General features: G+C 70.2%; 20 protein-coding genes. 12 read left to right on the top strand and 8 right to left on the bottom strand.

All coding sequences use genetic code 11. The features are described 5' to 3' along the window. Positions 1 to 47: 47 nt before the first annotated feature. From Q1A98_RS09985 to Q1A98_RS09970, 4 genes are all read left to right on the top strand, one after another. Positions 48 to 725 (top strand): DUF3090 domain-containing protein, encoded by a 678-nt coding sequence (locus Q1A98_RS09985; protein ID WP_299572652.1) that lies wholly within the window; start codon positions 48 to 50, stop codon positions 723 to 725. A 62-nt stretch (positions 726 to 787) separates the two neighbouring features. Beyond that, positions 788 to 1585 carry an SCO1664 family protein gene (locus Q1A98_RS09980; RefSeq protein ID WP_299572855.1) on the top strand — a complete coding sequence of 266 codons (798 nt, stop codon included), beginning with the start codon at positions 788 to 790 and terminating at the stop codon, positions 1583 to 1585. A 52-nt stretch (positions 1586 to 1637) separates the two neighbouring features. Further along, complete coding sequence (gene mshC / locus Q1A98_RS09975) at positions 1638 to 2897, top strand: cysteine--1-D-myo-inosityl 2-amino-2-deoxy-alpha-D-glucopyranoside ligase (RefSeq protein WP_299572649.1); 1260 nt, start codon at positions 1638 to 1640, stop codon at positions 2895 to 2897. A gap of 9 nt (positions 2898 to 2906) precedes the next feature. Beyond that, complete coding sequence (locus Q1A98_RS09970; protein WP_299572646.1) at positions 2907 to 3230, top strand: hypothetical protein; 324 nt, start codon at positions 2907 to 2909, stop codon at positions 3228 to 3230. Here Q1A98_RS09970 and Q1A98_RS09965 read toward each other — a convergent pair. The 4 genes from Q1A98_RS09965 to Q1A98_RS09950 all read right to left on the bottom strand — a co-directional run bounded on the left by Q1A98_RS09965 (position 3223) and on the right by Q1A98_RS09950 (position 7379). Beyond that, positions 3223 to 3567 carry a Rieske (2Fe-2S) protein gene (locus Q1A98_RS09965; RefSeq protein ID WP_299572644.1) on the bottom strand — a complete coding sequence of 115 codons (345 nt, stop codon included), beginning with the start codon at positions 3565 to 3567 and terminating at the stop codon, positions 3223 to 3225. The two genes, Q1A98_RS09970 and Q1A98_RS09965, sit on opposite strands and share 8 nt — an antisense overlap. Then, positions 3564 to 6032: a nitrite reductase large subunit NirB gene (gene nirB, locus Q1A98_RS09960; protein WP_299572642.1), complete on the bottom strand. Its 2469-nt coding sequence runs from the start codon at positions 6030 to 6032 to the stop codon at positions 3564 to 3566. The genes Q1A98_RS09965 and nirB overlap by 4 nt, the downstream gene beginning before the upstream one ends. Before the next feature lie 23 nt (positions 6033 to 6055). Continuing rightward, positions 6056 to 6400, bottom strand: coding sequence for a molybdopterin oxidoreductase (locus Q1A98_RS09955; RefSeq protein ID WP_299572641.1), 345 nt, complete (start codon positions 6398 to 6400; stop codon positions 6056 to 6058). 100 nt (positions 6401 to 6500) lie between these two features. Then, the gene (locus Q1A98_RS09950) at positions 6501 to 7379 is read right to left on the bottom strand and encodes a PAC2 family protein (RefSeq protein ID WP_299572639.1); all 879 of its coding nucleotides are present in this window, start codon (positions 7377 to 7379) and stop codon (positions 6501 to 6503) included. Positions 7380 to 7430: 51 nt separating this feature from the next. Between Q1A98_RS09950 and metH the strand changes: the two genes are divergently transcribed. Together metH and Q1A98_RS09940 are read left to right on the top strand one after the other, a co-directional pair. Further along, positions 7431 to 11039 (top strand): methionine synthase, encoded by a 3609-nt coding sequence (metH, locus tag Q1A98_RS09945; RefSeq protein ID WP_299572637.1) that lies wholly within the window; start codon positions 7431 to 7433, stop codon positions 11037 to 11039. A 68-nt stretch (positions 11040 to 11107) separates the two neighbouring features. Continuing rightward, entirely contained in the window at positions 11108 to 12556 is a 1449-nt protein-coding gene (locus Q1A98_RS09940; RefSeq protein ID WP_299572634.1) for a hypothetical protein, read from the top strand. On the opposite strand, the gene Q1A98_RS09935 is transcribed toward Q1A98_RS09940, so the two are convergent. After that, positions 12502 to 14055: an MFS transporter gene (locus Q1A98_RS09935; protein WP_299572632.1), complete on the bottom strand. Its 1554-nt coding sequence runs from the start codon at positions 14053 to 14055 to the stop codon at positions 12502 to 12504. The genes Q1A98_RS09940 and Q1A98_RS09935 overlap by 55 nt on opposite strands. A gap of 96 nt (positions 14056 to 14151) precedes the next feature. Between Q1A98_RS09935 and Q1A98_RS09930 the strand changes: the two genes are divergently transcribed. Next, on the top strand, positions 14152 to 15225 hold the full coding sequence (locus tag Q1A98_RS09930) for an Lrp/AsnC family transcriptional regulator (protein ID WP_299572630.1): 1074 nt from the start codon (positions 14152 to 14154) through the stop codon (positions 15223 to 15225). Here the strand turns inward: Q1A98_RS09930 and Q1A98_RS09925 are convergent. Continuing rightward, complete coding sequence (locus Q1A98_RS09925) at positions 15207 to 15788, bottom strand: dihydrofolate reductase family protein (RefSeq protein WP_299572629.1); 582 nt, start codon at positions 15786 to 15788, stop codon at positions 15207 to 15209. The genes Q1A98_RS09930 and Q1A98_RS09925 overlap by 19 nt on opposite strands. A gap of 69 nt (positions 15789 to 15857) precedes the next feature. Between Q1A98_RS09925 and Q1A98_RS09920 the strand changes: the two genes are divergently transcribed. The 3 genes from Q1A98_RS09920 to hisG are packed head-to-tail and all read left to right on the top strand — an operon-like array spanning position 15858 to position 17745. Beyond that, on the top strand, positions 15858 to 16583 hold the full coding sequence (locus Q1A98_RS09920) for an HAD family phosphatase (protein ID WP_299572627.1): 726 nt from the start codon (positions 15858 to 15860) through the stop codon (positions 16581 to 16583). 6 nt (positions 16584 to 16589) lie between these two features. Next, positions 16590 to 16853, top strand: coding sequence for a phosphoribosyl-ATP diphosphatase (locus tag Q1A98_RS09915; RefSeq protein ID WP_299572625.1), 264 nt, complete (start codon positions 16590 to 16592; stop codon positions 16851 to 16853). 46 nt (positions 16854 to 16899) lie between these two features. Beyond that, positions 16900 to 17745 (top strand): ATP phosphoribosyltransferase, encoded by an 846-nt coding sequence (hisG, locus tag Q1A98_RS09910; RefSeq protein ID WP_299572622.1) that lies wholly within the window; start codon positions 16900 to 16902, stop codon positions 17743 to 17745. Positions 17746 to 17760: 15 nt separating this feature from the next. Here the strand turns inward: hisG and Q1A98_RS09905 are convergent, their stop codons facing one another. Continuing rightward, entirely contained in the window at positions 17761 to 18564 is an 804-nt protein-coding gene (locus tag Q1A98_RS09905) for a thioesterase family protein (protein ID WP_299572620.1), read from the bottom strand. Further along, on the bottom strand, positions 18561 to 19433 hold the full coding sequence (locus tag Q1A98_RS09900) for a RecB family exonuclease (protein WP_299572853.1): 873 nt from the start codon (positions 19431 to 19433) through the stop codon (positions 18561 to 18563). Before Q1A98_RS09900 ends, Q1A98_RS09905 begins: the two co-directional genes overlap by 4 nt. 129 nt (positions 19434 to 19562) lie before the next feature. Between Q1A98_RS09900 and Q1A98_RS09895 the strand changes: the two genes are divergently transcribed. Together Q1A98_RS09895 and arc are read left to right on the top strand one after the other, a co-directional pair. Beyond that, positions 19563 to 20414: a tRNA (adenine-N1)-methyltransferase gene (locus tag Q1A98_RS09895; RefSeq protein WP_299572618.1), complete on the top strand. Its 852-nt coding sequence runs from the start codon at positions 19563 to 19565 to the stop codon at positions 20412 to 20414. A 155-nt stretch (positions 20415 to 20569) separates the two neighbouring features. Then, positions 20570 to 22321, top strand: a complete 1752-nt coding sequence (gene arc, locus Q1A98_RS09890) for a proteasome ATPase (RefSeq protein ID WP_299572615.1) — start codon at positions 20570 to 20572, stop codon at positions 22319 to 22321. The last annotated feature ends 20 nt before the right edge of the window (positions 22322 to 22341 follow it).

The following is a 22341-nucleotide window of genomic DNA, read 5'->3' as shown; positions in this document are numbered from 1 at the left end:
GACACAGAGCACGACACGGGCCAGTTCACGAGCAGCGAGGAGGTGTGATGCCCAGGGCCATCCACGTCTTCCGGACCCCGGACCGGTTCGTCGCCGGCACCGTCGGGACTCCCGGTGACCGCACGTTCTACCTGCAGGCCACCCACGAGGCACGGATCGTGTCGGTGCTGCTGGAGAAGCAGCAGGTGCAGATCCTCGCCGAGCGCATCGGCGCTCTGCTCGAGGAGATCCACCGCCGGTTCGGTACCCCGCTGCCGCCCGAGGACGACACGATCGCGGACCTCCGTCCGCTGACCATGCCCGTCGACGCCGAGTTCCGGGTCGGCACCATGGGCCTGGGGTGGGACGCCGAGTCCGAGGCCGTCGTCGTGGAGCTGTTGGCGATCACCGAGGGCGATTTCGACGAGTCCGTCGTGCTCGACGACACCGAGGAGGGACCCGACGCCGTGCGGGTGTTCCTCTCCACGGCCGCCGCGCGCGAGTTCGCGGCCCGCTCGACCCGCGTCATCTCCGCCGGCCGGGAACCGTGCCCGCTCTGCGGCCAGCCGCTCGACGCGACCGGCCACATGTGCGTGCGGACGAACGGGTTCAAGCGCGACGTCGCGTTCGACAAGTCGCTGGACTTCGTCGACCCGGACGTGTTCGACGATCCCGATCTGCGCGACGCACTCGAGGAGGACGACGACCCCGACGACCCCGACGACCCGGGGCCCGCACGTCCATGACGTCGGCGTCCGACCGACCCGATCCAAACGCGACCGACGACACCGCGACGCCCGCCGACGTCATGACGGTGTTGACCACCGGTGACCTCGAGCTCATCGGGCAGGTCCGCACCGCCAGCAACGCCACCCTGGTGTGCGACGCGGTGCTCGGCGACGAGCGGTTGCGGTGCGTCTACAAGCCGGTGCGGGGCGAACAACCGCTGTGGGACTTCCCGGACGGGACGTTGGCGGGCCGCGAGGTCGCGTCGTACCGGATCAGCGCCGCGCTCGGGTGGTCGGTCATCCCCGAGACCGTGCTGCGGGGCGGGAAGTTCGGGCCCGGGATGGTCCAGCGGTGGATCGACACCCCCGAACCGCGCGACGTCGTCCCCGACCGCCTCGACCTCGTCGACCTCTGCCCGGCCGAGCTCGTCCCCGACGACTACCGACGGATCCTCGACGCCTACGACGCGCGCGGCGAGGAGGTGACGTTGGTGCACGCCGACGACCCGCGCCTGCTGCGGATGGCCGTGCTCGACGTCATCATCAACAACGCCGACCGCAAGGGTGGCCATGTGCTCGAGGGTCTCGACGGCAACGTGTACGGCGTCGACCACGGGATCTGCCTGCACGTCGAGGACAAGCTGCGCACCGTGCTGTGGGGCTGGGCCGGCGACGTGATCCCCGCGCATCTCGTCGCCGACGTCGTCGGTCTCTGCGACGTGCTCGCGACCGAGACCTCCGACCTCGCCGCCGAACTGGCCGAGCTCATCACGCCTGCCGAGGTGGCGGCGTTGCTGGAGCGCGCGGAGTTCCTGGCCGAGGTCCCCGAGATGCCCACACCCGCCCGGTCGCGCCCGATTCCCTGGCCTGCCTTCTGAGGTGACCACGGCCGCCGATCGCGTCCGCGACGGCCGACCATATGGTGGAGCCATGCAGTCGTGGTCGCGTGTCGAGGTCCGGTCGGTACCGGGCACAGGTCCCCAGCTCCGTCTCCACGACACCTCCGACGCGCAGGTACGCCCGGTCACCCCGGGACAGACAGCGACGATGTACGTCTGCGGGATCACCCCGTACGACGCGACGCACCTCGGGCACGCCGCGACGTACCTGACGTTCGACCTCATCCACCGCATCTGGCTGGACGCCGGGCACGAGGTCCGCTACGTGCAGAACGTGACCGACGTCGACGACCCCCTCTTCGAGCGGGCCGAGCGCGACGGCATCGACTGGCGTGACCTCGGTGAGCGGGAGACCCGACTGTTCCGGGACGACATGGCGACGCTGCGGGTGCTGCCGCCGCACCACTACGTCGGCGCGGTCGAATCGGTCGACGAGGTGATCGAGCTCGTCGGGAAGCTCGTCGCGTCCGGGGCGGCCTACGTCGTCGACGACGCCGAGTACCCGGACATCTACTTCCGCACCGACGCCACACCGCAGTTCGGCTACGAGTCGAACTACGACCGCGAGACGATGTCGACCTTCTTCGCCGAGCGCGGCGGCGATCCCGACCGCCCCGGCAAGCGCGACCCGCTCGACGCGCTCATCTGGCGCGCGGCTCGCGACGGCGAACCGTCGTGGGACTCCCCGCACGGTCCGGGACGGCCCGGCTGGCACATCGAGTGCGCGGCGATCGCGCTGAACCGGCTCGGTGCACCGATCGACGTGCAGGGCGGGGGCAGCGACCTGATCTTCCCGCACCACGAGTTCTCCGCCGCCCACGCCGAGTCGGTCACCGGCGAACGGCGGTTCGCCGGGCACTACGTCCACACGGGGATGATCGGGCTCGACGGCGAGAAGATGTCGAAGAGCCTGGGCAACCTGGTGTTCGTGTCGAAGCTCACGGCCGCGGGTGTCGACCCCGGCGCGATCCGTCTGGCGGTCTTCGCCGACCACTACCGCGCCGACCGCATGTGGACCGATGCCGTGCTGGACGCGGGTGTGGCCCGGCTGAGCCGGTGGCGCGACGCGGTGGCGCGGGGGACCGGTCCCGACCCCGAGGACGTCATCCTGCGGCTGCGCACCCACCTCGCCGACGACCTCGACACGCCGAAGGCGCTCGCGGCGATCGACGGGTGGGTCACCGATGTGGAGCGCGGGATCGGGTCGGTGTCCGACGCGGGTGCGCGCATCGCGGATGCGGTCGACGCGTTGCTCGGGGTCGACCTGCGTCGGGCTGTCGACCCGAGTTAGGTTTCCGTGGTGGCCCATCTCACCGAACTGGACCCCGACACCTCCGAGGGCGTGTGGACGGTGGTCACCCGCACCTCGACCTATCTGCTCGACTTCGAGGAGATGACTCTGCTGCGCGCACCCGGTGTCGGTGGACCGCCGCCCGGTGTGGACGGCGAGGACCCGTGGGCGGTCAGTCAGCTGCGGCGCGATTCCGAGGACATCCCGCTGCTCGGAGTGAAGTCCTGCCGGATCGGCGAGTCCGCGCAGTTCTGGGTCCGCGCCGTCGACGACCCGGACGTTCGCACCTGGCGCATCACCACGCCGGTGGTCTCGATCGAACGGATCAGCTGACCGCGGGGGCGAGCCGCACCGCGATCGTCGACCCGTCGACCCGGGCCCCGAACACCCCCAGCGACCCGATCCCCGCGTCGGTGCAGCTGCCGTCGGCGAACCGGAACCGGTACTGGTGCAGGGGACACGTCACCGTCGCGGCGTCGATCTGGCCGTCGGCGATCGGCCCTCCCCGATGCGGGCACACCGCCTCGGTGGCGCGCACAGATCCGTCGGCGAGGAGGAAGACCGCGACCTGTCGTCCGTCGACGACGTAGGTACGCCCCTCGCCGGGGGTGAGGTCGGCGGTCGACCCGACGACGATCCACCCCGTGGCGGTGTCCACCCCGGTGCTCATCGGGCCGGCACCGTCGGGAGGGGCAGCAAGGGGAGTGCCGAGGCGAACTGCGCCGGCGACCGTGGGGCCTCGCGCTCGCGCCACGGGTCGCGGTAGCCGGCGACCGCCGCCTCCATCCGCTCCTGCAGCCCGGCCACCACCCCGTCGCGGTCGTCGACCAGGACCGCACGCAGTTCGTCGACGCCCACCCTGGGCACCCAGGCGTAGGTCCGTTCCAGCCACCGCGCCTGTTCGCGGTAGTGCTGGATGAACAGTCCGATCAGCCGGATGACCTCGTCACCGGAGTCGACGGTGGCGAGCAGGTCTCCCTTGCGGATGTGCGCGCCCGCGGCGCCACCGACGTAGATCTCCCACCGGTCGGATGCCACACCGCCCTCGCCCACGGCGACGGCACCGATGTCCTTGCACAGCGCCTCGGCGCAGTTCCGCGGGCAGCCGGTGACGGCGAGCTTCAGCTTCGCGGGGGTCTCCAGACCCATGAACCGTTTCTCGACGGCGACACCGAGCGCGGTCGAGTCCCCGAGTCCGTAGCGGCAGTAGTCGGTCCCGACACAGGTCTTCACCGTCCGCATGCTCTTGCCGTAGGCGTATCCCGACGGCATGTCGAGGTCGTCCCACACCTTCGGCAGGTCCTCCTTGCGCACGCCGAGCAGGTCGATGCGCTGCCCGCCGGTGATCTTGACCATCGGGACCGAGTACTTCTCGGCGACGTCGGCGATCCTGCGCAGCTGCGCCGGGGTGGTGACGCCACCCGCGATCTGCGGTACCACCGAGAAGGTGCCGTCGCGCTGGATGTTGGCGTGCACACGGTCGTTGATGAAGAGCGCGCCGCGCTCGTCGGTCCAGTCCGGGCCCCAGACGACGCGCAGCAGCGACGCCAGCGGCATCTTCGCCGTCGCGTCCTCCCCGCCGGGGGCGAGCGCGGCGAACACCTCCGACACCGACCGCAGGTTCGACGCCCGGATCGCCCCGATCAGTTCGGGTTTCGTCATCGGGATGCAGGGCACGTAGCGGTCGACCTCGGGATCGGCCGCCGCGCCGCCGCCGGCGTGCGCGACGATGTCGCCGACGAGTCCCACGCACGACCCGCATCCCTTGCCCGCACGGGTGGCCGCGGTGACCGCGCGGACGGTTGTCGCACCGTCGCGGACGCACGCGACGATCCGCCCCTTCGTGACGCCGTTGCAGTTGCAGACCTGCGCGTCGTCGGCGAGCTCGGCGGCACCGGTGTCGGGGCCGGGGGTTCCCATGTCGAACAGCATGCTGATGCGTTCGGACGGCAGGGCGACCTTCTCGTCGAAGGCCTGTGCGAGGAAGTTCGCCTTGCTGATGTCGCCGAGGAGCATGGCCCCGATGAGCTTGTCGTCCCGGACGACGACGGATTTGTAGGTGCCGCTGCGGGGTTCGTAGAACTGGACGAACTCGTCGTCGTCGCGCTCCGGGCCCTGGACGCCCATCGCCGCGACATCGACCCCGGCGACCTTGAGCTTCGTCGCGAGTCGTGACCCGTGGTAGCTCGCCGTCGGGTCGACACCGGTGAGGACGTCGGCGAGCACGACGGCCTGTTCCCACAGGGGCGCGACGAGCCCGTAGACCTCACCGCGATGCTGTGCGCACTCGCCGACCGCGAAGATCGCACTCTCGTCCTCGCACCGCATCTGGTCGTCGACGACGATCCCGCGTTCGACCACGAGTCCGGCGCGGCGGGCGAGCTCGACGTTGGGACGGATCCCCGCGGTGATCACCACCATGTCGGCGTCGAGCCGTCCGCCGTCGGTGAACGCGACGCCGGTGACCGCCCCGGCGTCGTCGCGGAGCACGGCCGACGTGCGACGCGACGTGTGCACCCCGACACCGAGTGACTCGATCCTCCGTCGCAGCACCCGCCCGCCGCGCTCGTCGAGCTGCTGGTTCATCAGGTGGCCGGGGGAGTGCACGACGTCGACCTCGACGCCCTGGACGCGCAGCCCGTGGGCGGCCTCCAGACCCAGCAGGCCGCCGCCGACGACGACCGCCCGCGTCCCGTCGCGGGCGCCGGCCATCTGCAGCATGCCGTTGGTGTCGGCGATGGTGCGGAAACCGAACACGCCGCGCGCGAGTCGCCCGTCGGGGTCGCGGAGCCCGTCCATGTTCGGGAAGTGGGTGAGGCTGCCGGTCGCGACGACGAGGACGTCGTAGGGGATGACCCGCTCGCTCTCGCACGTCACCGTCTTGGCGAAGCGGTCGAGCGCCACCACCCGGTCACCGGCGTGCAGGGTGATCCCGTTCTCGGCGTACCAGGCCATGGGGTTGAGCATGAGGTCGTCGTCGTCGAGCGACTGCTCGCCGGCGAGCACATGCGACAGCATGATGCGGTTGTAGTTCCCATAGGGCTCGTCGCCGACCATCGTGATGTCGAACATGTCAGCGCCGCCACGGGTGAGGATCTCCTCGACGGTCCGCGCCCCGGCCATCCCGTTGCCCACGACGACCAGCCGACGGCGCGCGTTCAGAAGACCACCATCCCGAAGTCGACGACCATCTCGCCGGAACAGCCGCTCGGAGCGGCGAACACGAGCTCCAGCGTCGAGTCGGGGTCGACGTCCTCCACGACACGCAGCGGGATGTTCACCGATCCCCGTGCGCCCATCGGGAAGAGCCGCATCGTCCGGCCGTCGCAGGTCAGCGCCACGTGCACGAGCTCGTCCGAGGAGTTGCCGCCACGGAAGTACAGCGGCTGCGCGGTGAGCCCGGGAGGGACGACGTACCGCAGTGAGGGGTGCAGCGGCACCTGCGTGGTCAGGCCGGTGCCCGTGAACGGGAACACGCCCTGCAGGAAATGGGGTGTGGACATGGGCACACCCTGTCGGGGCGAGGTCAACCGACCTTTGCCGCGCCGTAACGGCTGGGTTGTCGGCAACTCACCCGCTGCGGCGGGCTCTGGTGAAGTGCGGTCAGCCGCCGAACGAACCCGGGCCGCGGCGACGGAGGTACCGCTCGAACTCGGCGGCCAGCGCGTCGCCGTCGATCTTGCTCATCGCGTCCTCGACGCTGACCTCGGCGTCGCCGCGCTCCTCGAGACCGCGCACGTACTCCGCGATCTCCTCGTCGTCCTCGGTCATCTCCGTGACGGCCTGCTCCCACTCCTCGGCCTGCGCGGGAAGGTCACCGAGGGGCACCTCGATGTCGAGGACCTCCTCGACGCGGGACAGCAGCGCAACCGTCGCCTTCGGGTTGGGCGGGGTGGAGACGTAGTGGGGGACCGCGGCCCAGAACGACACCGCCGGGATGCCCTCTGCGACGCACAGGTGCTGCAGCACGCCGGTGATGCCGGTGGGGCCCTCGTACCGGCTCTCCTGCAGGTTGTAGCTCAGCGCCGAGTCCTTGCTGTACGTCGTGCCCGTGACGGGCACGGGTCGTGTGTGCGGCGCGTCGGCGAGCAGCGCACCCAGGATCACCATGGTCCGCACGTCGAGTCGGCGGGCGACGTCGATGATCTCGGCGCAGAACTGTCGCCAGCGCATGTTCGGCTCGATCCCGCGCAACAGCACCACATCGCGATCCGATCCGGGTGGGCTACACCACGAGATCGACGTGGCCGGCCACTCGATACGTCGCGTCACCCCGTCGACCTGCTTTACGATGGGACGGTTGACCTGGAAGTCGTAGTAGTCGTCGGAGTCGATCTCCACGAGGGGGAGGGCATCCCAGATCAGCGCCAGATGTTCGACCGCGCCGCTCGCGGCGTCGCCGGCATCGTTCCAGCCCTCGAAGGCCGCGACCAGGATCGGTGCCCGCAGTGAAGGCAGTGGGGACGACTGGTCAGCTGTCACCGACCCAGCCTACGACCGAAGACCGAAACGGAGCGAACTACCCTGAGCACCATGTCTGTCTCCACCGGAACCGACTCGTACGACTCGGCGTTTCTCGACGCGCTGGGCAAACGCGTCCTCGTGGGCGATGGGGCGATGGGCACCATGCTCCAGGCCGCGGACCTCACCCTCGACGATTTCGCCAACCTCGAGGGCTGCAACGAGATCCTCAACGACACCCGCCCGGAGGTGCTCGCGGGGATCCACCGGGCCTACTTCGAGGCCGGTGCGGACGCCGTCGAGACCAACACCTTCGGGTGCAACCTCTCCAATCTCGGTGACTACGACATCGCCGACCGCATCCGGGAGCTCGCCCGCAAGGGCGTCGCGATCGCGCGCGGTGTGGCCGACGAGATGGGCCCCTCCGACGACGGCATCCCTCGGTTCGTCCTCGGGTCGGTCGGCCCCGGTACCAAGCTGCCGTCGCTGGGCCACACGACGTTCGCGGTGATCCGCGACGCGTACCAGGAGTGCGCCCTGGGCATGCTCGAGGGCGGTGCAGACGCCATCCTCATCGAGACCTCGCAGGATCTGCTGCAGGTGAAGGCCGCGGTGTTGGCCGCCAAGCGTGCCATGGAGCAGCTCGGCCGGCGCATCCCGATCATCTCCCACGTCACCGTCGAGACGACCGGGACGATGTTGCTCGGGTCGGAGATCGGTGCGGCGCTCGCGGCGATCGAGCCGCTCGGCGTCGACCTCATCGGACTGAACTGCGCCACCGGCCCCGCCGAGATGAGCGAGCACCTGCGGTACCTCAGCAAGCACGCCCGCATCCCGGTGTCGGTCATGCCGAACGCCGGACTGCCGCAGCTCGGACCGAACGGCGCCGAGTACCCGTTGACACCCGACGAGCTCGCCGAGGCCGTCGGCGGATTCGTCTCCGAGTACGGCCTGTCGTTCGTCGGTGGCTGCTGTGGCACCACCCCGGATCACATCGGGCAGCTGGCCCAGGCGGTGCGCGGCACCACCAAGGGGACGCGCACCGTCGAGCACGAGCCGGAGATCTCCTCGCTCTACGCCTCGGTGCCGTTCGAGCAGGAGAACAGCTTCCTCATGGTCGGGGAGCGGACGAACTCCAACGGCTCCAAGGCCTTCCGCGAGGCCATGCTCGCCGGCGACTACCAGAAGTGCCTCGACATCGCGAAGGACCAGACCCGCGACGGCGCGCACATGCTCGACCTCAACGTGGACTACGTCGGGCGCAACGGCGCCGAGGACATGACCGCGCTGGCGACGCGTCTGGCGACCTCGTCGACGCTGCCGATCATGCTCGACTCGACCGAGCCCGCGGTCCTGCAGGCCGGTCTCGAAGCCCTCGGTGGCCGCTGCGCCGTCAACTCGGTGAACTACGAGGACGGCGACGGACCCGATTCCCGGTTCACCAAGATCATGCAGCTCGCGGTCGAGCACGGTGCCGCGGTGGTGGCGCTGACGATCGACGAGGACGGCCAGGCACGTACCGCCGACTGGAAGGTCCGCGTCGCCGAGCGGCTCATCGCCGACATCACCGGCAACTGGGGTCTGCGCGACGAGGACATCATCATCGACGCGCTCACCTTCCCGGTCTCGACCGGCCAGGAGGAGACGCGCAAGGACGGCATCGAGACCATCGAGGCCATCCGCCGCATCCACGAGGCCCACCCCGAGGTGCATTTCACCCTCGGCATCTCGAACATCTCGTTCGGACTGAACCCGGCCGCGCGCCAGGTCCTGAATTCGGTGTTCCTGCACGAGTGCGCCCAGGTGGGGCTCGACACCGCGATCGTGCACGCGTCGAAGATCCTCCCGATGGCGCGGATCCCCGACGAGCAGCGCGAGGTCGCCCTCGACCTCGTCTACGACCGTCGCGGGACCGCCGGCATCCGCAGCGAGGGCGACGAGAACTACGACCCGCTGCAGACCCTCATGGGCCTGTTCGAGGGTGTCTCGGCGGCGTCGGCGCGCGAGAGCCGGGCCGAGGAGATGGCGAAACTGCCGCTCTTCGAACGCCTCGAGCGTCGCATCGTCGACGGCGAGCGCAACGGGCTCGAGTCCGACCTCGACGACGCGATGAAGGAGGTCCCGCCGCTCAAGATCATCAACGAGACGCTGCTCTCGGGGATGAAGACGGTCGGTGAGCTGTTCGGCTCCGGTCAGATGCAGCTGCCGTTCGTGCTGCAGTCGGCCGAGGTCATGAAGATGTCGGTCGCCCACCTCGAGCCGCACATGGAGGCGACCGGTGAGGACGGCAAGGGTCGGATCGTGCTCGCCACGGTGAAGGGCGACGTCCACGACATCGGCAAGAACCTCGTCGACATCATCCTGAGCAACAACGGCTACGAGGTCGTCAACATCGGTATCAAGCAACCGATCTCGACGATCCTCGAGGTCGCCGAGGACAAGCGGGCCGACGTCATCGGGATGTCGGGGCTCCTCGTGAAGTCCACGGTGATCATGAAGGAGAACCTGCAGGAGATCAACGCGCGTGGGCTCGCCGAGAACTACCCGGTGCTGCTCGGTGGTGCGGCGTTGACACGTGGGTACGTCGAGAACGACCTTACCGAGACCTACGAGGGCGACGTGCACTACGCGCGCGACGCGTTCGAGGGTCTGCGGCTCATGGACGAGATCATGGCCACCAAGCGCGGTGGCGGGTCGACGGCCGACCCCGAGGAGAAGGCCGCGGCCGAGGCGAAGGCCGCCGAACGCAAGGCCCGACACGAGAAGTCGGCGAGGATCGCGGCGAAGCGCAAGGCCGAGGCCGCGCCTGTCGAGGTGCCGTCGCGCTCGGATGTCGCCGCCGACAACGAGATCCCCGTCCCGCCGTTCTGGGGGTCGCGGATCGTCAAGGGCATCCCGATCGCCGACTACCGCGGACTGCTCGACGAGCGGGCGCTGTTCCTCGGCCAGTGGGGTCTTCGTGGTGCCCGGGGCGGCGACGGGCCGAGCTATGAGGAGCTGGTCGAGAGCGAGGGCCGTCCGCGCCTGCGGGAGTGGATCGCCCGCCTGTCGACGGAGAACATCCTCCAGCACGCGGCCGTCGTCTACGGCTACTTCCCCGCGGTGAGCGAGGGTGACACGGTGCACGTGCTCACCGAGCCCGACGCCGACGCCGACACCCGCTTCAGCTTCGAGTTCCCGCGCCAGCAGCGCTCGCGGTTCCTGTGCATCGCCGATTTCGTCGCGTCGCGGGACCGTGCCCGGGAACTCGGTCGGGTCGACGTCCTCCCGTTCCAGTTGGTCACCATGGGTCAGCCGATCGCCGACTTCGCCAACGACCTGTTCGCGAAGGACGCCTACCGCGACTACCTCGAGGTGCACGGCATCGGTGTGCAGCTGACGGAGGCGCTGGCCGAGTACTGGCACCAGCGGGTGCGGTCGGAGCTGCAGTTCGACGGTGGCTCGGTGGCCTCCGACGACCCGGATTCGCCGCAGGGGTTCTTCGACCTGGAGTACCGCGGCGCCCGCTACTCCTTCGGGTACGGGGCCTGCCCCGACCTCGAGGATCGCGCGAAGATGATCGAGCTCCTGGAGCCCGGTCGCATCGGTGTCGAGTTGTCCGAGGAGCTCCAGCTGCATCCCGAGCAGTCGACGGACGCTTTCGTGCTGCACCACCCGGAGGCGAAGTACTTCAACGTCTAGGCAGTCTCACGGCGGGCTGGGAGGCCGCTGACATCGATCTCCCAGCCTGACCGGTCAGTGTGTCGGGTATGACCGCTGTGCTCGCCGACCCGGCCCCCGCGACCGACGCCGACCGGGGGTCGCTGCTCACCCGCCCACCCCGCCTCGTGCGCTGGGCTGTGGTCGCCGCGATCCTCGTCGTCGCTCTCGTGGTGCGGTGGCAGTTCGTCCACGTCGAGACCATGGACTACCGGGCGTTCCTGAGCCGCTGGTACGACGTCCTCGACCAGCAGGGCGTCGCAGCGTTCCGGTCCCGCTTCGCCGACTACAACTACCCGTACCTGTACCTGATCGCCGGTCTGTCCTGGCTGCACATCCCGTCTCTCATCGGGATCAAAGCGCTGTCGATCGCCGCCGACGTCGTCCTCGCCTTCGTCGCGGCGCGGATCGTGGCTCTTCGGTCCGCCAATCGCTGGACACCACTGGGTGCGTTCGCACTGGTGCTGTTCCTCCCGTCGGTGATCGCGAACAGCGCGTGGTGGGGTCAGGCAGACGGCATCTACACCGCCTGCGTGCTCGCCGGCGTCCTGTTCCTGCTGAAGTCCGGGCGGGAGCGCCGCCGCCGCAACGCGGTCATCGCCTGTGCGCTGTTCGGTCTCGCGCTCGCGTTCAAGCTGCAGGCCGTGTTCGTGTTCCCGGTCCTCGCTTGGCTGGTCCTCCGACGACGGGTGCCCTGGTACGCGCTGCTGATGATCCCGCTCGTCTACGTCGCGCTCGACGTCCCCGTGCTGATCGCCGGTGCCCCCTGGCGGGAGGTCTTCTCGGTCTATCTGGATCAGACGGACTCGTACCGGCAGCTGACGCTGGGCGCGGCGAACCTGTACCAGCTGATCCCGCTGTCCGGCGACGTGACCTGGGTGGCGTACGCGGGTATCTCCGCCGCGGTCGTCCTCGTGGTCGGGTTCCTGGTGTGGTCGGTGGTCCGGCGCCCACCGGTGACGGACCCATCGATCCTCGTGGTCACCACCGCCTCGGCGATCGTGGTGCCGTTCCTGCTGCCCGCGATGCACGACCGGTACTTCTACGCCGCGGAGGTCCTGAGCGTCGTTGCGGCGTTCTTCCTCCCACTCCGTTATGCGGTGATCCCTCTGCTGGTGCAGGCGTCCGCGATCGGCGTCTATCACTCGTCGCTGACCGGCGACCAGGGCGGGATGCGCGGCGGCGGTGCGGGATCCGTCGGGGGCGGTGGACCCCGGCCCGGCGGCGCGGGACCGGATGACGGCTTCCGGCCCGGCGGGTCGCGGCCCTCGGCCGACGGCGGACACCAAGCCGGGAACGGCGGTGCAGGACCGGGGCGGGCCGGCGGTGCGGGGTCGTCGGGGTACACGTCCGGCCGCGGCGACACCGCCCTCGGCGTCTACGCGTCGATGATGGCGTTCGCCGCGGCCGGGGTGGTGGTCGCGCTGCGTCGGGTGGTGCGTCGTCAGCCCGCCGCGACCGTGTCGTCGGGTGCCTCGGTGCGCGCACCCGGTGCCTGAGTGACGACGAAGTCGCGACCGCGCACCAGCAGCAGCGCGCAGACGCCGCCGACAGCGGCGACCGCCGCGCTGACCACGAACAGGGTGTTCATGCCGTCGGCGAACGCCGTCCGCACGGCGTCGGCGACGACGGCCCGCTGATCGGCGGGCAGGGCCCCGATCACCCGGCCGGCCGCGCCGTCGTGGATGGCGTCGGCGAGACCCGTTGTCCGCGAACGCAGTTCCGGTCGGGCGGCGAGACCGGACTCCAGCGACGAGCGGACCCGCGCGGCGAACAGCGAGCCGTACACCGCGATGCCGACGGCGATCCCGACCTGACGGCAGGTGTTGTTGACACCGGAGGCCATCCCGGAGCGATGGTGATCGACAACGCCGACCGCGGTCGACGCGAGCGGCGGGTTCACCAGACCGCTGCCGACACCGGCGACGAGGAAGCCGGCCGCGAGATGTGTCCAGCCCGATCCGCCGTCGAGTCCGGCGCAGAGCGCGAGTCCGACACCGACCAGCAGCAGGCCCGGTCCGATCAACCACCGCGCCGGCACGGTGTGGGCGAGGCGTCCGGAGACGGTGGCGACCACCATCGTCGCGCCGGAGATGAGCACCAGCCGCAGGCCGGCCTCGAGCGCTGAGTACCCCAGCCCGTCCTGCAGGTACACCACGACGTACAGCAGCATCGCGAACAGCGACCCGTTCATCGCGAACGCGGCGAGCGACCCGCCGACGAACGTCGGTGTGCGGAGCAGGGACAGGTCGAACATGGGTTCGCGGACCGTCCGTTCCACCACGACGAATCCGACGAGCATGGCCGCGCCGATCACGAACGACCCCACCACGATCGGGTCACCCCACGACCGGCTGCCGGTCTCGATGAAACCGAACACCACCGCGAGCAGACCGACCGTCAACGTCGCGACCCCCGGGACGTCGACGCGTCGGGGATGGTCGGCGCGGGACTCCGCGATGACGCGGGTGCCCCACAGCGCGACGAGCCCCACCGGGAGGTTGACCAGGAAGATCCACCGCCACGACAGGCCGGTGGTCAGCACCCCGCCGAGGATGGGACCGAGTGCGGTCGCGACGCCGGTGACCGCACCCCATGCGCCGAAGGCGATCCCACGGTCGCGGCCCTGGTAGAGCACCGACAGCAGCGCGAGGGACGTCGCGAACAGCATCGCGCCGCCGATGCCCTGCACGGCGCGGGCGGCGATGAGCAGCGCGGGGTCGCTCGCGACACCGCAGAGCACGGAGGCAGCGGTGAACACGGCGAGACCGAGGGCGAACACCCTGCGGCGGCCGACGCGGTCGGCGATGGAGCCGGCGGTCAGGAGGAGGGACGCGAGCGCGAGGGCGTAGGCGTCGGTCACCCACTGCAGCTGGTCGAAGCCGGCGCCCAGCGAGCGCTGGATGTCGGGGAGTGCGACCACCACGATGGTCACGTCCAGCAGGAACATGAAGGTGGCGGTGCACACCACGGCCAGGGGCCACCATCTACGTGACATGTCGATTCCTTCGCTCGGGGACGAGAACGGGGGAGACGATCACCCGCGATGGACGGCCAGGTCGCGGAGAGCGTGCCCGCGCGTACGATCACCACGATGACACCGGCCACGCCGACCGATTCCGTCGTCCTGGACCCGATCGACGAACAGATCGTGCACGCCCTGCAGATCGCGCCGCGCGTCGGCTTCGCCCGGATGGGCGAGGTGCTCGGGATCGGCGAGACCACCGCGGCGCGGCGCTACCGCCGGCTGCGACGCAGCGGGCTCGTGCGGGTGACGCTTGCGGTCGATCCCGCGGCCCTCGGCCTCACCGTCTGGCACGCCCGCATCCGGTGTCGACCCGAGGGCGCCGAGGTGGTCGCCGAGGCCCTCGCCCGGCGTGACGACGTGTCCTGGGTGGCCATCGACGCGAGCGGCTGGGAGGTCACCTGCTCGGTCCGCTCCACGGCTGGTGACGAGGCGCAGCGTCTGATCACCCGCCAGCTGCCGAAGTCGCAGTCGGTGCTCGACGTGGAGGTCGCGGCGCTGCTGCACACGTTCGTCGGCGGCAGCGCGACCGACTGGGCGGCCTGGTCGTCGCCGCTGTCGACGGACCAGCAACAGGCACTCGCCCGCGACGAGCAGTGTCCCCCGGTCATCGACGACCCGCCCTCGGGCGGACCCGACGGCGTGACGGTGCTGCGCGCCGACGACCGCGCGATCCTGGATGCGCTGGCGCGTGACGGGAGGACCTCATACGCCGCCCTCGCCCGGCTGACCGGCAGCTCACCGGGTCGGGTGCGACGTCGGGTGGAGGCGCTGCTCGCGGCGGGGATTACCTACTTCGACGTGGATGTCGCCGCGGCCGCGTCCGGGATCCGCACCGTGGTCGGGCTCTGGTTGTCGGTGACGCCCCGCTCGCTCGCCACGGTCGGTGCGGCTCTCGCCGACCATCCCCACGTCCCGTTCGCGGCCGCGGTCACCGGTCGCCACAACCTCACCGCCTCGCTGGCCACCCGCGGCTTCGCCGACGTCTACGGCACCGTGACGACGACCCTGGCCGACCTCGACGGGATCGTCGGCTACGAGATCGTCCCCGTCGGACGACGCGTCAAGTTCGCCGACGCCCGGGTCACCGGTGACCGCCTCGCGCCGCCGGAGCCGGTCCGCGGTCAGCGGACCCGGCGGTAGTCCACGATCCGGACGCCCGAGGTGAACTGTTCCTCGTCGGTGAGGGTCCAGCGCTCGGGCCCGGGGCCTGCGAAGAGCGGCCGCCCGGAGTCGCCGATCACGACGGGGTTCACCTTGAGGATCATCCGATCGATCTCGTCGCGCAGTGCCGACGCGAGGATCCCGCCCCCACACAGCCAGATGTCGGCGTCGCCCGCTCGCGCCTTCGCCTCCCGCACCGCCCCGACCGCATCCGCGGTGACCTCGACGTCGGTGCCGACCGGAGGCCTGGAGCGCGAGGCGACGATCTGCCGGAGATGCGGGTACGGACTGAGCAGGCCGTGAGGCACACCGACGCCGTGGGTCTCGCGACCCATCACGACGGTGTCGAAGAGGCGCAACGAGGGCGTCAGCCCCAGCGCGGCCAGCGCCGGAGCCGGCAGCGCGTCGCGGAATCGGCCCGTGACCGCGCTCATGTGATCGCCCTCCACCGGGAACGCGGAGAAGTCCCCGTCCGCCGCGGCGATCCGGCCGTCGAGCGAGACGGCGACGTAGTAGACGAGTTCGGGACGACCATGGGGCATGGACCCACTTCCTACCGTCCCGACGGGCGGAGGCGGTGGCGACGCGTCGGTGCGGAAGGATGAGACGTCATGAGCACCCTGCCGAGCGCCGTCCTGTGGGACATGGACGGGACACTTCTCGACTCCGAGAAGCTCTGGGACGTCGCCATGGCGGACCTGGCCGCGAAGCTCGGCGTCACGATGACCACCGCGTTGCGTGAATCCACGCTCGGGAACTCGATGGTGGATGCGCTGAACCGGCTGTTCGACGCCGCCGCGACCGCCGAGTCCGACCGTGATCACGCCCGGGAGGCGCAGTGGCTGCGGGACCGGGTGACGGAATTGTTCGCCGACGGCATCCCGTGGCGGCCGGGTGCGCGCGAGGCCCTCGACACGATCGCGGGTCTGGGGATCCCGATGGTGTTGGTCACCAACACCGAGCGGGTCATCACCGAGCAGGCGCTGCCGACGATCGGCGCGGACAGGTTCGCCGCCACGTTCTGCGGCGACGAGGTGCCCACCGGCAAACCCGCGCCCGACCTCTATCTCGCCGCCGCCGCCCACCTCGCGATGTCGCCGTCGCAGTGCCTGGTGATCGAGGACTCGCCCACGGGTTCCGCAGCGGCGGCCGCCGCCGGCTGCCCCACGCTGGTGGTCCCGTCCGACGCGCCCGTGCCCGCCGCCGACGGGCGCGTGCTGCGCGACAGCCTCGTCGGACTCGACGCCGAGACCCTCGGCGAGATCTTCCGCCTCGCCGGAGGCGATGTGGACAGGAACGCCGGACGCGAGGCCGGATCCTCGACCGTGGGAGACTGAGCCACCGTGAAGACCTTCGACGAGCTGTTCGCCGAGCTCTCCGACCGCGCCGCGACACGACCGGAGGGCAGCGGCACCGTCGCCGCGCTCGACAAAGGCGTCCACCATCTCGGCAAGAAGATCGTCGAGGAGGCCGGCGAGGTGTGGCTCGCGGCGGAGTACGAGTCCGACGACTCGCTGTCCGAGGAGATATCCCAGTTGCTCTACTGGCTGCAGGTCGTGATGATCAAACGCGGCCTCACCCCGGCCGACGTGTACCGCCACCTGTAGCCCCGCGGTCCCGGCCCACACCACGATCACGACGAACGAGAGAGCGATGCTGCGCGTAGCCGTCCCGAACAAGGGCGCCCTGTCGGAGGCCGCCGCGGCCATCCTGGCCGAGGCCGGGTACCGGCGTCGCACCGACGCCAAGGACCTCACCGTCCTCGACTCCGCGAACGACGTCGAGTTCTTCTTCCTGAGGCCCAAGGACATCGCGATCTACGTCGGGTCGGGTGAACTGGATCTCGGCATCACCGGCCGCGACCTCGCCTGGGAGTCACAGGCAGCCGTCGTCGAACGTCTCGCGCTGGGCTTCGGGTCGTCGACGTTCCGGTACGCCGGGCCCGTCGAGACCCCGATGACGGTCGACGACCTCGCCGGCAAGCGGATCGCCACGTCGTTCGGGAACATCGTCGCCGCCGACCTGTCCAAGCGGGGGATCGACGCCGAGATCATCCGGCTCGACGGGGCCGTCGAGATCTCGATCGCTCTCGGTGTCGCGGACGCCGTGGCCGACGTGGTCGGCTCGGGACGGACCCTGCGCCAGCACGGTCTGACCGCGTTCGGTGACGTGATGTGCGAGTCGGAGGCGATCCTCATCCACGGCGCCGACAAGGATCCGTCGGCGGCTGCGAACGGGCTGATCGCGCGGGTGCAGGGCGTCGTCGTCGCCCAGCAGTACGTGATGATGGACTACGACTGCCGCAAGGACCTGCTCGACCAGGCGGTCTCGATCACGCCCGGGCTGGAGTCGCCGACGATCGCCCCGATGGCCGACGACGACTGGGTCGCGGTGCGCGCCATGGTCCCCCGATCGGGGCATCAGCTGGTGATGGACGACCTGTCGGCGATGGGCGCGAAGGCGATCCTCGTGACCGACATCCGGTCCTGTCGCTTCTGACCCACGACCACACGGTCAGGCCTGGGGTGCGATGAGCACCGTCTGACTCGACCGGCCCACGCGACCGGAGACGTCGTAGAGGTCGGCGCCGGTGTAGCCGTATCCCTGGTCGCCGGCGACGAGTTCGGCCTCGACGCCCACCCAGTCGCCGGTCGGACGCCGGGCGAGATGGATGGTGGTGTCGGTGTTCATCCACTGCCACTGCAGGGCCGACAGCCTGCTGCCGAGCCCGTTCGCGATGTCGACCACGCAGCAGAACGTCGCGTAGGGGCCGGTCTCGTGGCCCGCGACCAACGGGTGGCGCGGTCGCAGCCACGTGGGGCCGGGGTCGGCGACACCGACCACGTCGACCGCCGCGATGAACCCGGTGTGCCCCCAACCCTGATCCACCCATTCCGACGGGCGGTCGTCACCGGGTCCCCGTGGCGCGGCTCCGCTCATGGTCGACGGCGACGCGATCCCCGCGGTGTCGCCGGTGGCGAGGACCCACGCCGAGGCCCGGGCGGCGGTACGGAACGCGCCGTCGGACGCCCGCACGTCGAGCACGGCCTCGACCAGGGAGATCCGGCGGCCCGGCCGGACCACACGCGCCTGCACGCGGTTCTGCTCGAGCCCGACGGCACCGAGGATGTCGACCGTGATGCGCGAGATCGCCGTGCCGGCAGGCACACCCATCCGCTCGATCGCCCACACCAGCAGCGCCGACGGCGGACCGCCGTGCTGCAACGTGTCCGCCCAGACGCTCACCGTGTGCTCGGTCGGCTGGACATGGAACCAGCCGTCCTCCTCGCCGAGCGGCGTGTAGAACGCGTCCGTCACGGGGCGAGCCGGTCGGCGGCGGTGTCCTCACCCGGGGTCGTCGGCCACCCGGGGTAGTCGGGGATCGAGCCCCCGAACTCCGGGCACAGCGCCTTGTGGTCACAGAACCGGCACATCGAGGAGCGCTTGGGCCGGAAGTCGCCGGTGGCCCCCGCGTCGAGGATCGCGCGCCAGATGGCGGTCAGCGTCCCCGCGAACCGTTCGAGCTCCTCGCGGTCGGGTGTGTAGCGCAGTTGCTGACCGTCGGCGAGATACATCAGCTGCAGACGGTGGGGGACCACCCCGCGCAACCGCAGGATGGCCAGGGCGTAGAACTTCATCTGGAACAGCGCCCGCGCCTCGAACGACTCACCCGGCGCCCGGCCGGTCTTGTAGTCCACGACGCGGATCTCACCCGTCGGTGCGACGTCGATGCGATCCACGAAACCGCGCAGGGCGACGTCGTCGGCGAGGTCCACCTCGACCCGGAGTTCGCAGCTCTGTGCGTCGAACGCCGTCGGGTCCTCCATGCGGTAGTAGGTCTCGATCAGCCGGTGCGCGTCGGCGAGGAACCCTGCGACGCCCTCGGCCGGGACGAGGTCGCGGAGCTCGGGCTCCTTCTCGCACAGCACGTCCCACGCCGCGTCGACGAGGTCGCCGGCGGTCTCGCGAGTCCGCAGCGGCGCAGGGAGATCGAAGAGGTGCTCCAGAGCCGAGTGCACCACGGTCCCGCGGACCTGGGCCGTGGTCGACGGTTCGGCGAGACGGTCGATGGCGCGGTAGCGGTACAGCAGCGGGCACTGTTTGAAGTCGGCTGCGCGCGACGGCGACAGGGCCGGACGGCGGGGCACGACGGGCGGATCGCCGATGGCGGTGGGGCAGGAGGGGATCTCCCTGCCGGCCGGCACGAAGGGTGCACGGTCGCTCGAATCGGTGCCGGTCGGTGCAGGGTCGCCGCAGATCACGTCACTCACACCTGGCAGGGTAAGCCCGGTGTACGACAGAGGCCGGGAGGCGCGATGACCCACGATCCCGCCTTCGCCGTCGGTGACCGTGTCCAGCTCACCGACACCAAGGGCCGCAAGTTCACCGTCCACCTCGAACCGGGGAAGTCGTTCTTCACCCACCACGGCGGGATCGCCCACGACGACCTGATCGGTGCCCTCGAGGGGAGCATCGTGTCGTCCACGGGCGGTGCGCAGTACCTCGCGTTGCGCCCGCTTCTCGTCGACTACGTGCTGTCCATGCCGCGCGGCGCGCAGGTCATCTACCCCAAGGACGCGGCGCAGATCATCACCGAGGGCGACATCCACCCCGGGTGCACGGTGCTCGAGGCCGGTGCCGGGTCGGGTGCGCTCACCTGCTCGCTGCTGCGCGCGGTCGGGCCCGAGGGTCGGGTGCTGTCCTACGAGGTCCGCGACGACCACGCCGAGCACGCGGTCCGCAACGTCGAGACGTTCTTCGGCGGCCGCCCCCCGAACTGGGAGCTGACGGTCGCCGACATCCGCGAGCACCGCGCGGGCGGGCAGGGCGGGGACGGTGCCGTGACCGTCGATCGCGTGATCCTCGACATGCTCGCCCCGTGGGAGACCCTCGACGTGGTCGCGGAGACGATCCGGCCGGGCGGGGTGCTCATCGTCTATGTGGCAACGGTCACACAGTTGTCGCGGGTGGTCGAGGGCCTGCGTGAGCAGGAGTGCTGGACCGAGCCGCGCGCCTGGGAATCGCTCGTCCGTGACTGGAACGTCGTCGGTCTGGCCGTGCGCCCGTCGCACAAGATGCAGGGCCACACCGCGTTCCTGGTCACGGCGCGACGCCTCGCCCCGGGGACCGTCACCCTGCGCCCGGCACGGCGGCCCAGCCGCGGCTGAGCACGTCCTCGTCGCGGTCGTCGACATTCCCGCGGTGTCCACCATGCGGGACGTCCGGCGGGTCTGTGCACGCCTGCCCCGCGTACGTCCGCGCACGCCGGTAGCGTGGAAGGACGGTGAGCCCGATTGCGACTCACCGGCGAGAGGAGTCAGCAATGACCGAATCCGACCGTCGTGACAACGCCCGTGGAGAGAACGCGGACCGGGCTGGTCGTCCCGGACACGGACGTGTCCCCATCCCGGACACCGGAGGGCACGAGCGCCCGCTGAGCGGTGATCTCCAGGAGCGCGTGGACACGCTGACCGCCCGCAACGCCAAGCTCCTCGACACCCTCAAGGACGCGCGCCAGCAACTCCTCGCGCTGCGTGAGGAGGTCGACCGTCTCGGACAACCGCCGAGCGGCTACGGCGTGCTCCTCGCCACCTACGAGGACTCCACGGTCGACGTGTTCACCTCCGGTCGGAAGATGCGACTGACCGTCTCGCCGAACATCGACGTCGAGGCCCTGCGACGCGGCCAGACCGTGCGCCTGAACGAGGCCCTGACGATCGTCGAGGCCTGCGAGTTCGACACCGTCGGTGAGATCAGCACCCTGCGTGAGGTGCTCGGCACCGGTGACCGCGCGCTCGTCGTCGGCCACGCCGACGAGGAACGTGTCGTCTGGTTGGCCGAACCCCTCATGGGTGAGGTCGACGGCGAGGACGGCAAGCGCGCGTTGCGTCCCGGCGACTCGCTGCTCATCGACACCAAGGCCGGCTTCGCGTTCGAACGCGTCCCCAAGGCCGAGGTCGAGGACCTGGTGCTCGAGGAGGTGCCCGACGTCGGTTACGAGGACATCGGTGGTCTCGGTCGCCAGATCGAGCAGATCCGTGACGCCGTCGAACTGCCGTTCCTGCACAAGGACCTGTTCCGCGACTACTCGCTGCGCCCGCCGAAGGGCGTCCTGCTCTACGGTCCGCCCGGCTGCGGCAAGACGCTCATCGCCAAGGCCGTCGCGAACTCGCTGGCCAAGAAGATCGCCCTGGCCCGCGGCGACGACGCGCGCGAGGCGAAGTCGTACTTCCTCAACATCAAGGGCCCGGAGCTGCTCAACAAGTTCGTCGGTGAGACCGAGCGTCACATCCGTCTGATCTTCCAGCGGGCCCGCGAGAAGGCGTCCGAGGGCACACCGGTGATCGTCTTCTTCGACGAGATGGACTCGATCTTCCGCACCCGCGGGTCCGGCGTCTCCTCCGACGTCGAGACCACCGTCGTCCCGCAGCTGCTCAGCGAGATCGACGGCGTCGAGGGACTCGAGAACGTCATCGTGATCGGTGCGTCGAACCGCGAGGACATGATCGACCCGGCCATCCTGCGTCCGGGCCGTCTCGACGTGAAGATCAAGATCGAGCGACCCGACGCCGAGTCGGCGATCGACATCTTCTCGAAGTACCTCGTCGAGGGCCTGCCCATCCACGCCGACGACATCGCGGAGTTCGGCGGCGACCGCGGCGCGTGCATCGCGGCCATGATCGAGCGCGTCGTCGAGCGGATGTACGCCGAGAACGAGGACAACCGGTTCCTGGAGGTCACCTACGCCAACGGCGACAAGGAGATCATGTACTTCAAGGACTTCAACTCGGGCGCGATGATCCAGAACGTCGTCGACCGCGCGAAGAAGTACGCGATCAAGTCGCAGCTCGAGACCGGCGCCCCCGGCCTGCGCGTGCAGCACCTGTTCGACTCGATCCTCGACGAGTTCGCCGAGAACGAGGACCTGCCCAACACCACCAACCCGGACGACTGGGCACGGATCTCGGGCAAGAAGGGCGAGCGGATCGTCTACATCCGCACGCTCGTCACCGGCAAGAGCGCCGGCGCGAGCCGCGCCATCGACACGGAGACGAACACCGGCCAGTACCTCTGACCGACACGCTCACCGACACC

Source organism: uncultured Williamsia sp. (assembly GCF_947494875.1).
GTDB lineage: Bacteria > Actinomycetota > Actinomycetes > Mycobacteriales > Mycobacteriaceae > Williamsia_A.
Note: the sequence above shows the minus strand (reverse complement) of the source record. Positions and strands in the feature narration are given on the sequence as shown.

What these genes read in the sequence shown, in the direction of transcription:
- Q1A98_RS09985 (WP_299572652.1), top strand. Translation starts at nt 48, where the DNA reads ATGCCCAGGGCCATCCACGTCTTCCGGACCCCGGACCGGTTCGTCGCC.
- Q1A98_RS09920 (WP_299572627.1), top strand. Translation starts at nt 15,858, where the DNA reads ATGAGCACCCTGCCGAGCGCCGTCCTGTGGGACATGGACGGGACACTT.
- arc (WP_299572615.1), top strand. Translation starts at nt 20,570, where the DNA reads ATGACCGAATCCGACCGTCGTGACAACGCCCGTGGAGAGAACGCGGAC.
- Q1A98_RS09965 (WP_299572644.1), bottom strand. Translation starts at nt 3,567, where the DNA reads ATGAGCACCGGGGTGGACACCGCCACGGGGTGGATCGTCGTCGGGTCG.
- Q1A98_RS09930 (WP_299572630.1), top strand. Translation starts at nt 14,152, where the DNA reads ATGACACCGGCCACGCCGACCGATTCCGTCGTCCTGGACCCGATCGAC.
- Q1A98_RS09925 (WP_299572629.1), bottom strand. Translation starts at nt 15,788, where the DNA reads ATGCCCCATGGTCGTCCCGAACTCGTCTACTACGTCGCCGTCTCGCTC.
- Q1A98_RS09980 (WP_299572855.1), top strand. Translation starts at nt 788, where the DNA reads ATGACGGTGTTGACCACCGGTGACCTCGAGCTCATCGGGCAGGTCCGC.
- Q1A98_RS09940 (WP_299572634.1), top strand. Translation starts at nt 11,108, where the DNA reads ATGACCGCTGTGCTCGCCGACCCGGCCCCCGCGACCGACGCCGACCGG.
- Q1A98_RS09955 (WP_299572641.1), bottom strand. Translation starts at nt 6,400, where the DNA reads ATGTCCACACCCCATTTCCTGCAGGGCGTGTTCCCGTTCACGGGCACC.
- metH (WP_299572637.1), top strand. Translation starts at nt 7,431, where the DNA reads ATGTCTGTCTCCACCGGAACCGACTCGTACGACTCGGCGTTTCTCGAC.
- hisG (WP_299572622.1), top strand. Translation starts at nt 16,900, where the DNA reads ATGCTGCGCGTAGCCGTCCCGAACAAGGGCGCCCTGTCGGAGGCCGCC.
- Q1A98_RS09895 (WP_299572618.1), top strand. Translation starts at nt 19,563, where the DNA reads ATGACCCACGATCCCGCCTTCGCCGTCGGTGACCGTGTCCAGCTCACC.
- Q1A98_RS09935 (WP_299572632.1), bottom strand. Translation starts at nt 14,055, where the DNA reads ATGTCACGTAGATGGTGGCCCCTGGCCGTGGTGTGCACCGCCACCTTC.
- mshC (WP_299572649.1), top strand. Translation starts at nt 1,638, where the DNA reads ATGCAGTCGTGGTCGCGTGTCGAGGTCCGGTCGGTACCGGGCACAGGT.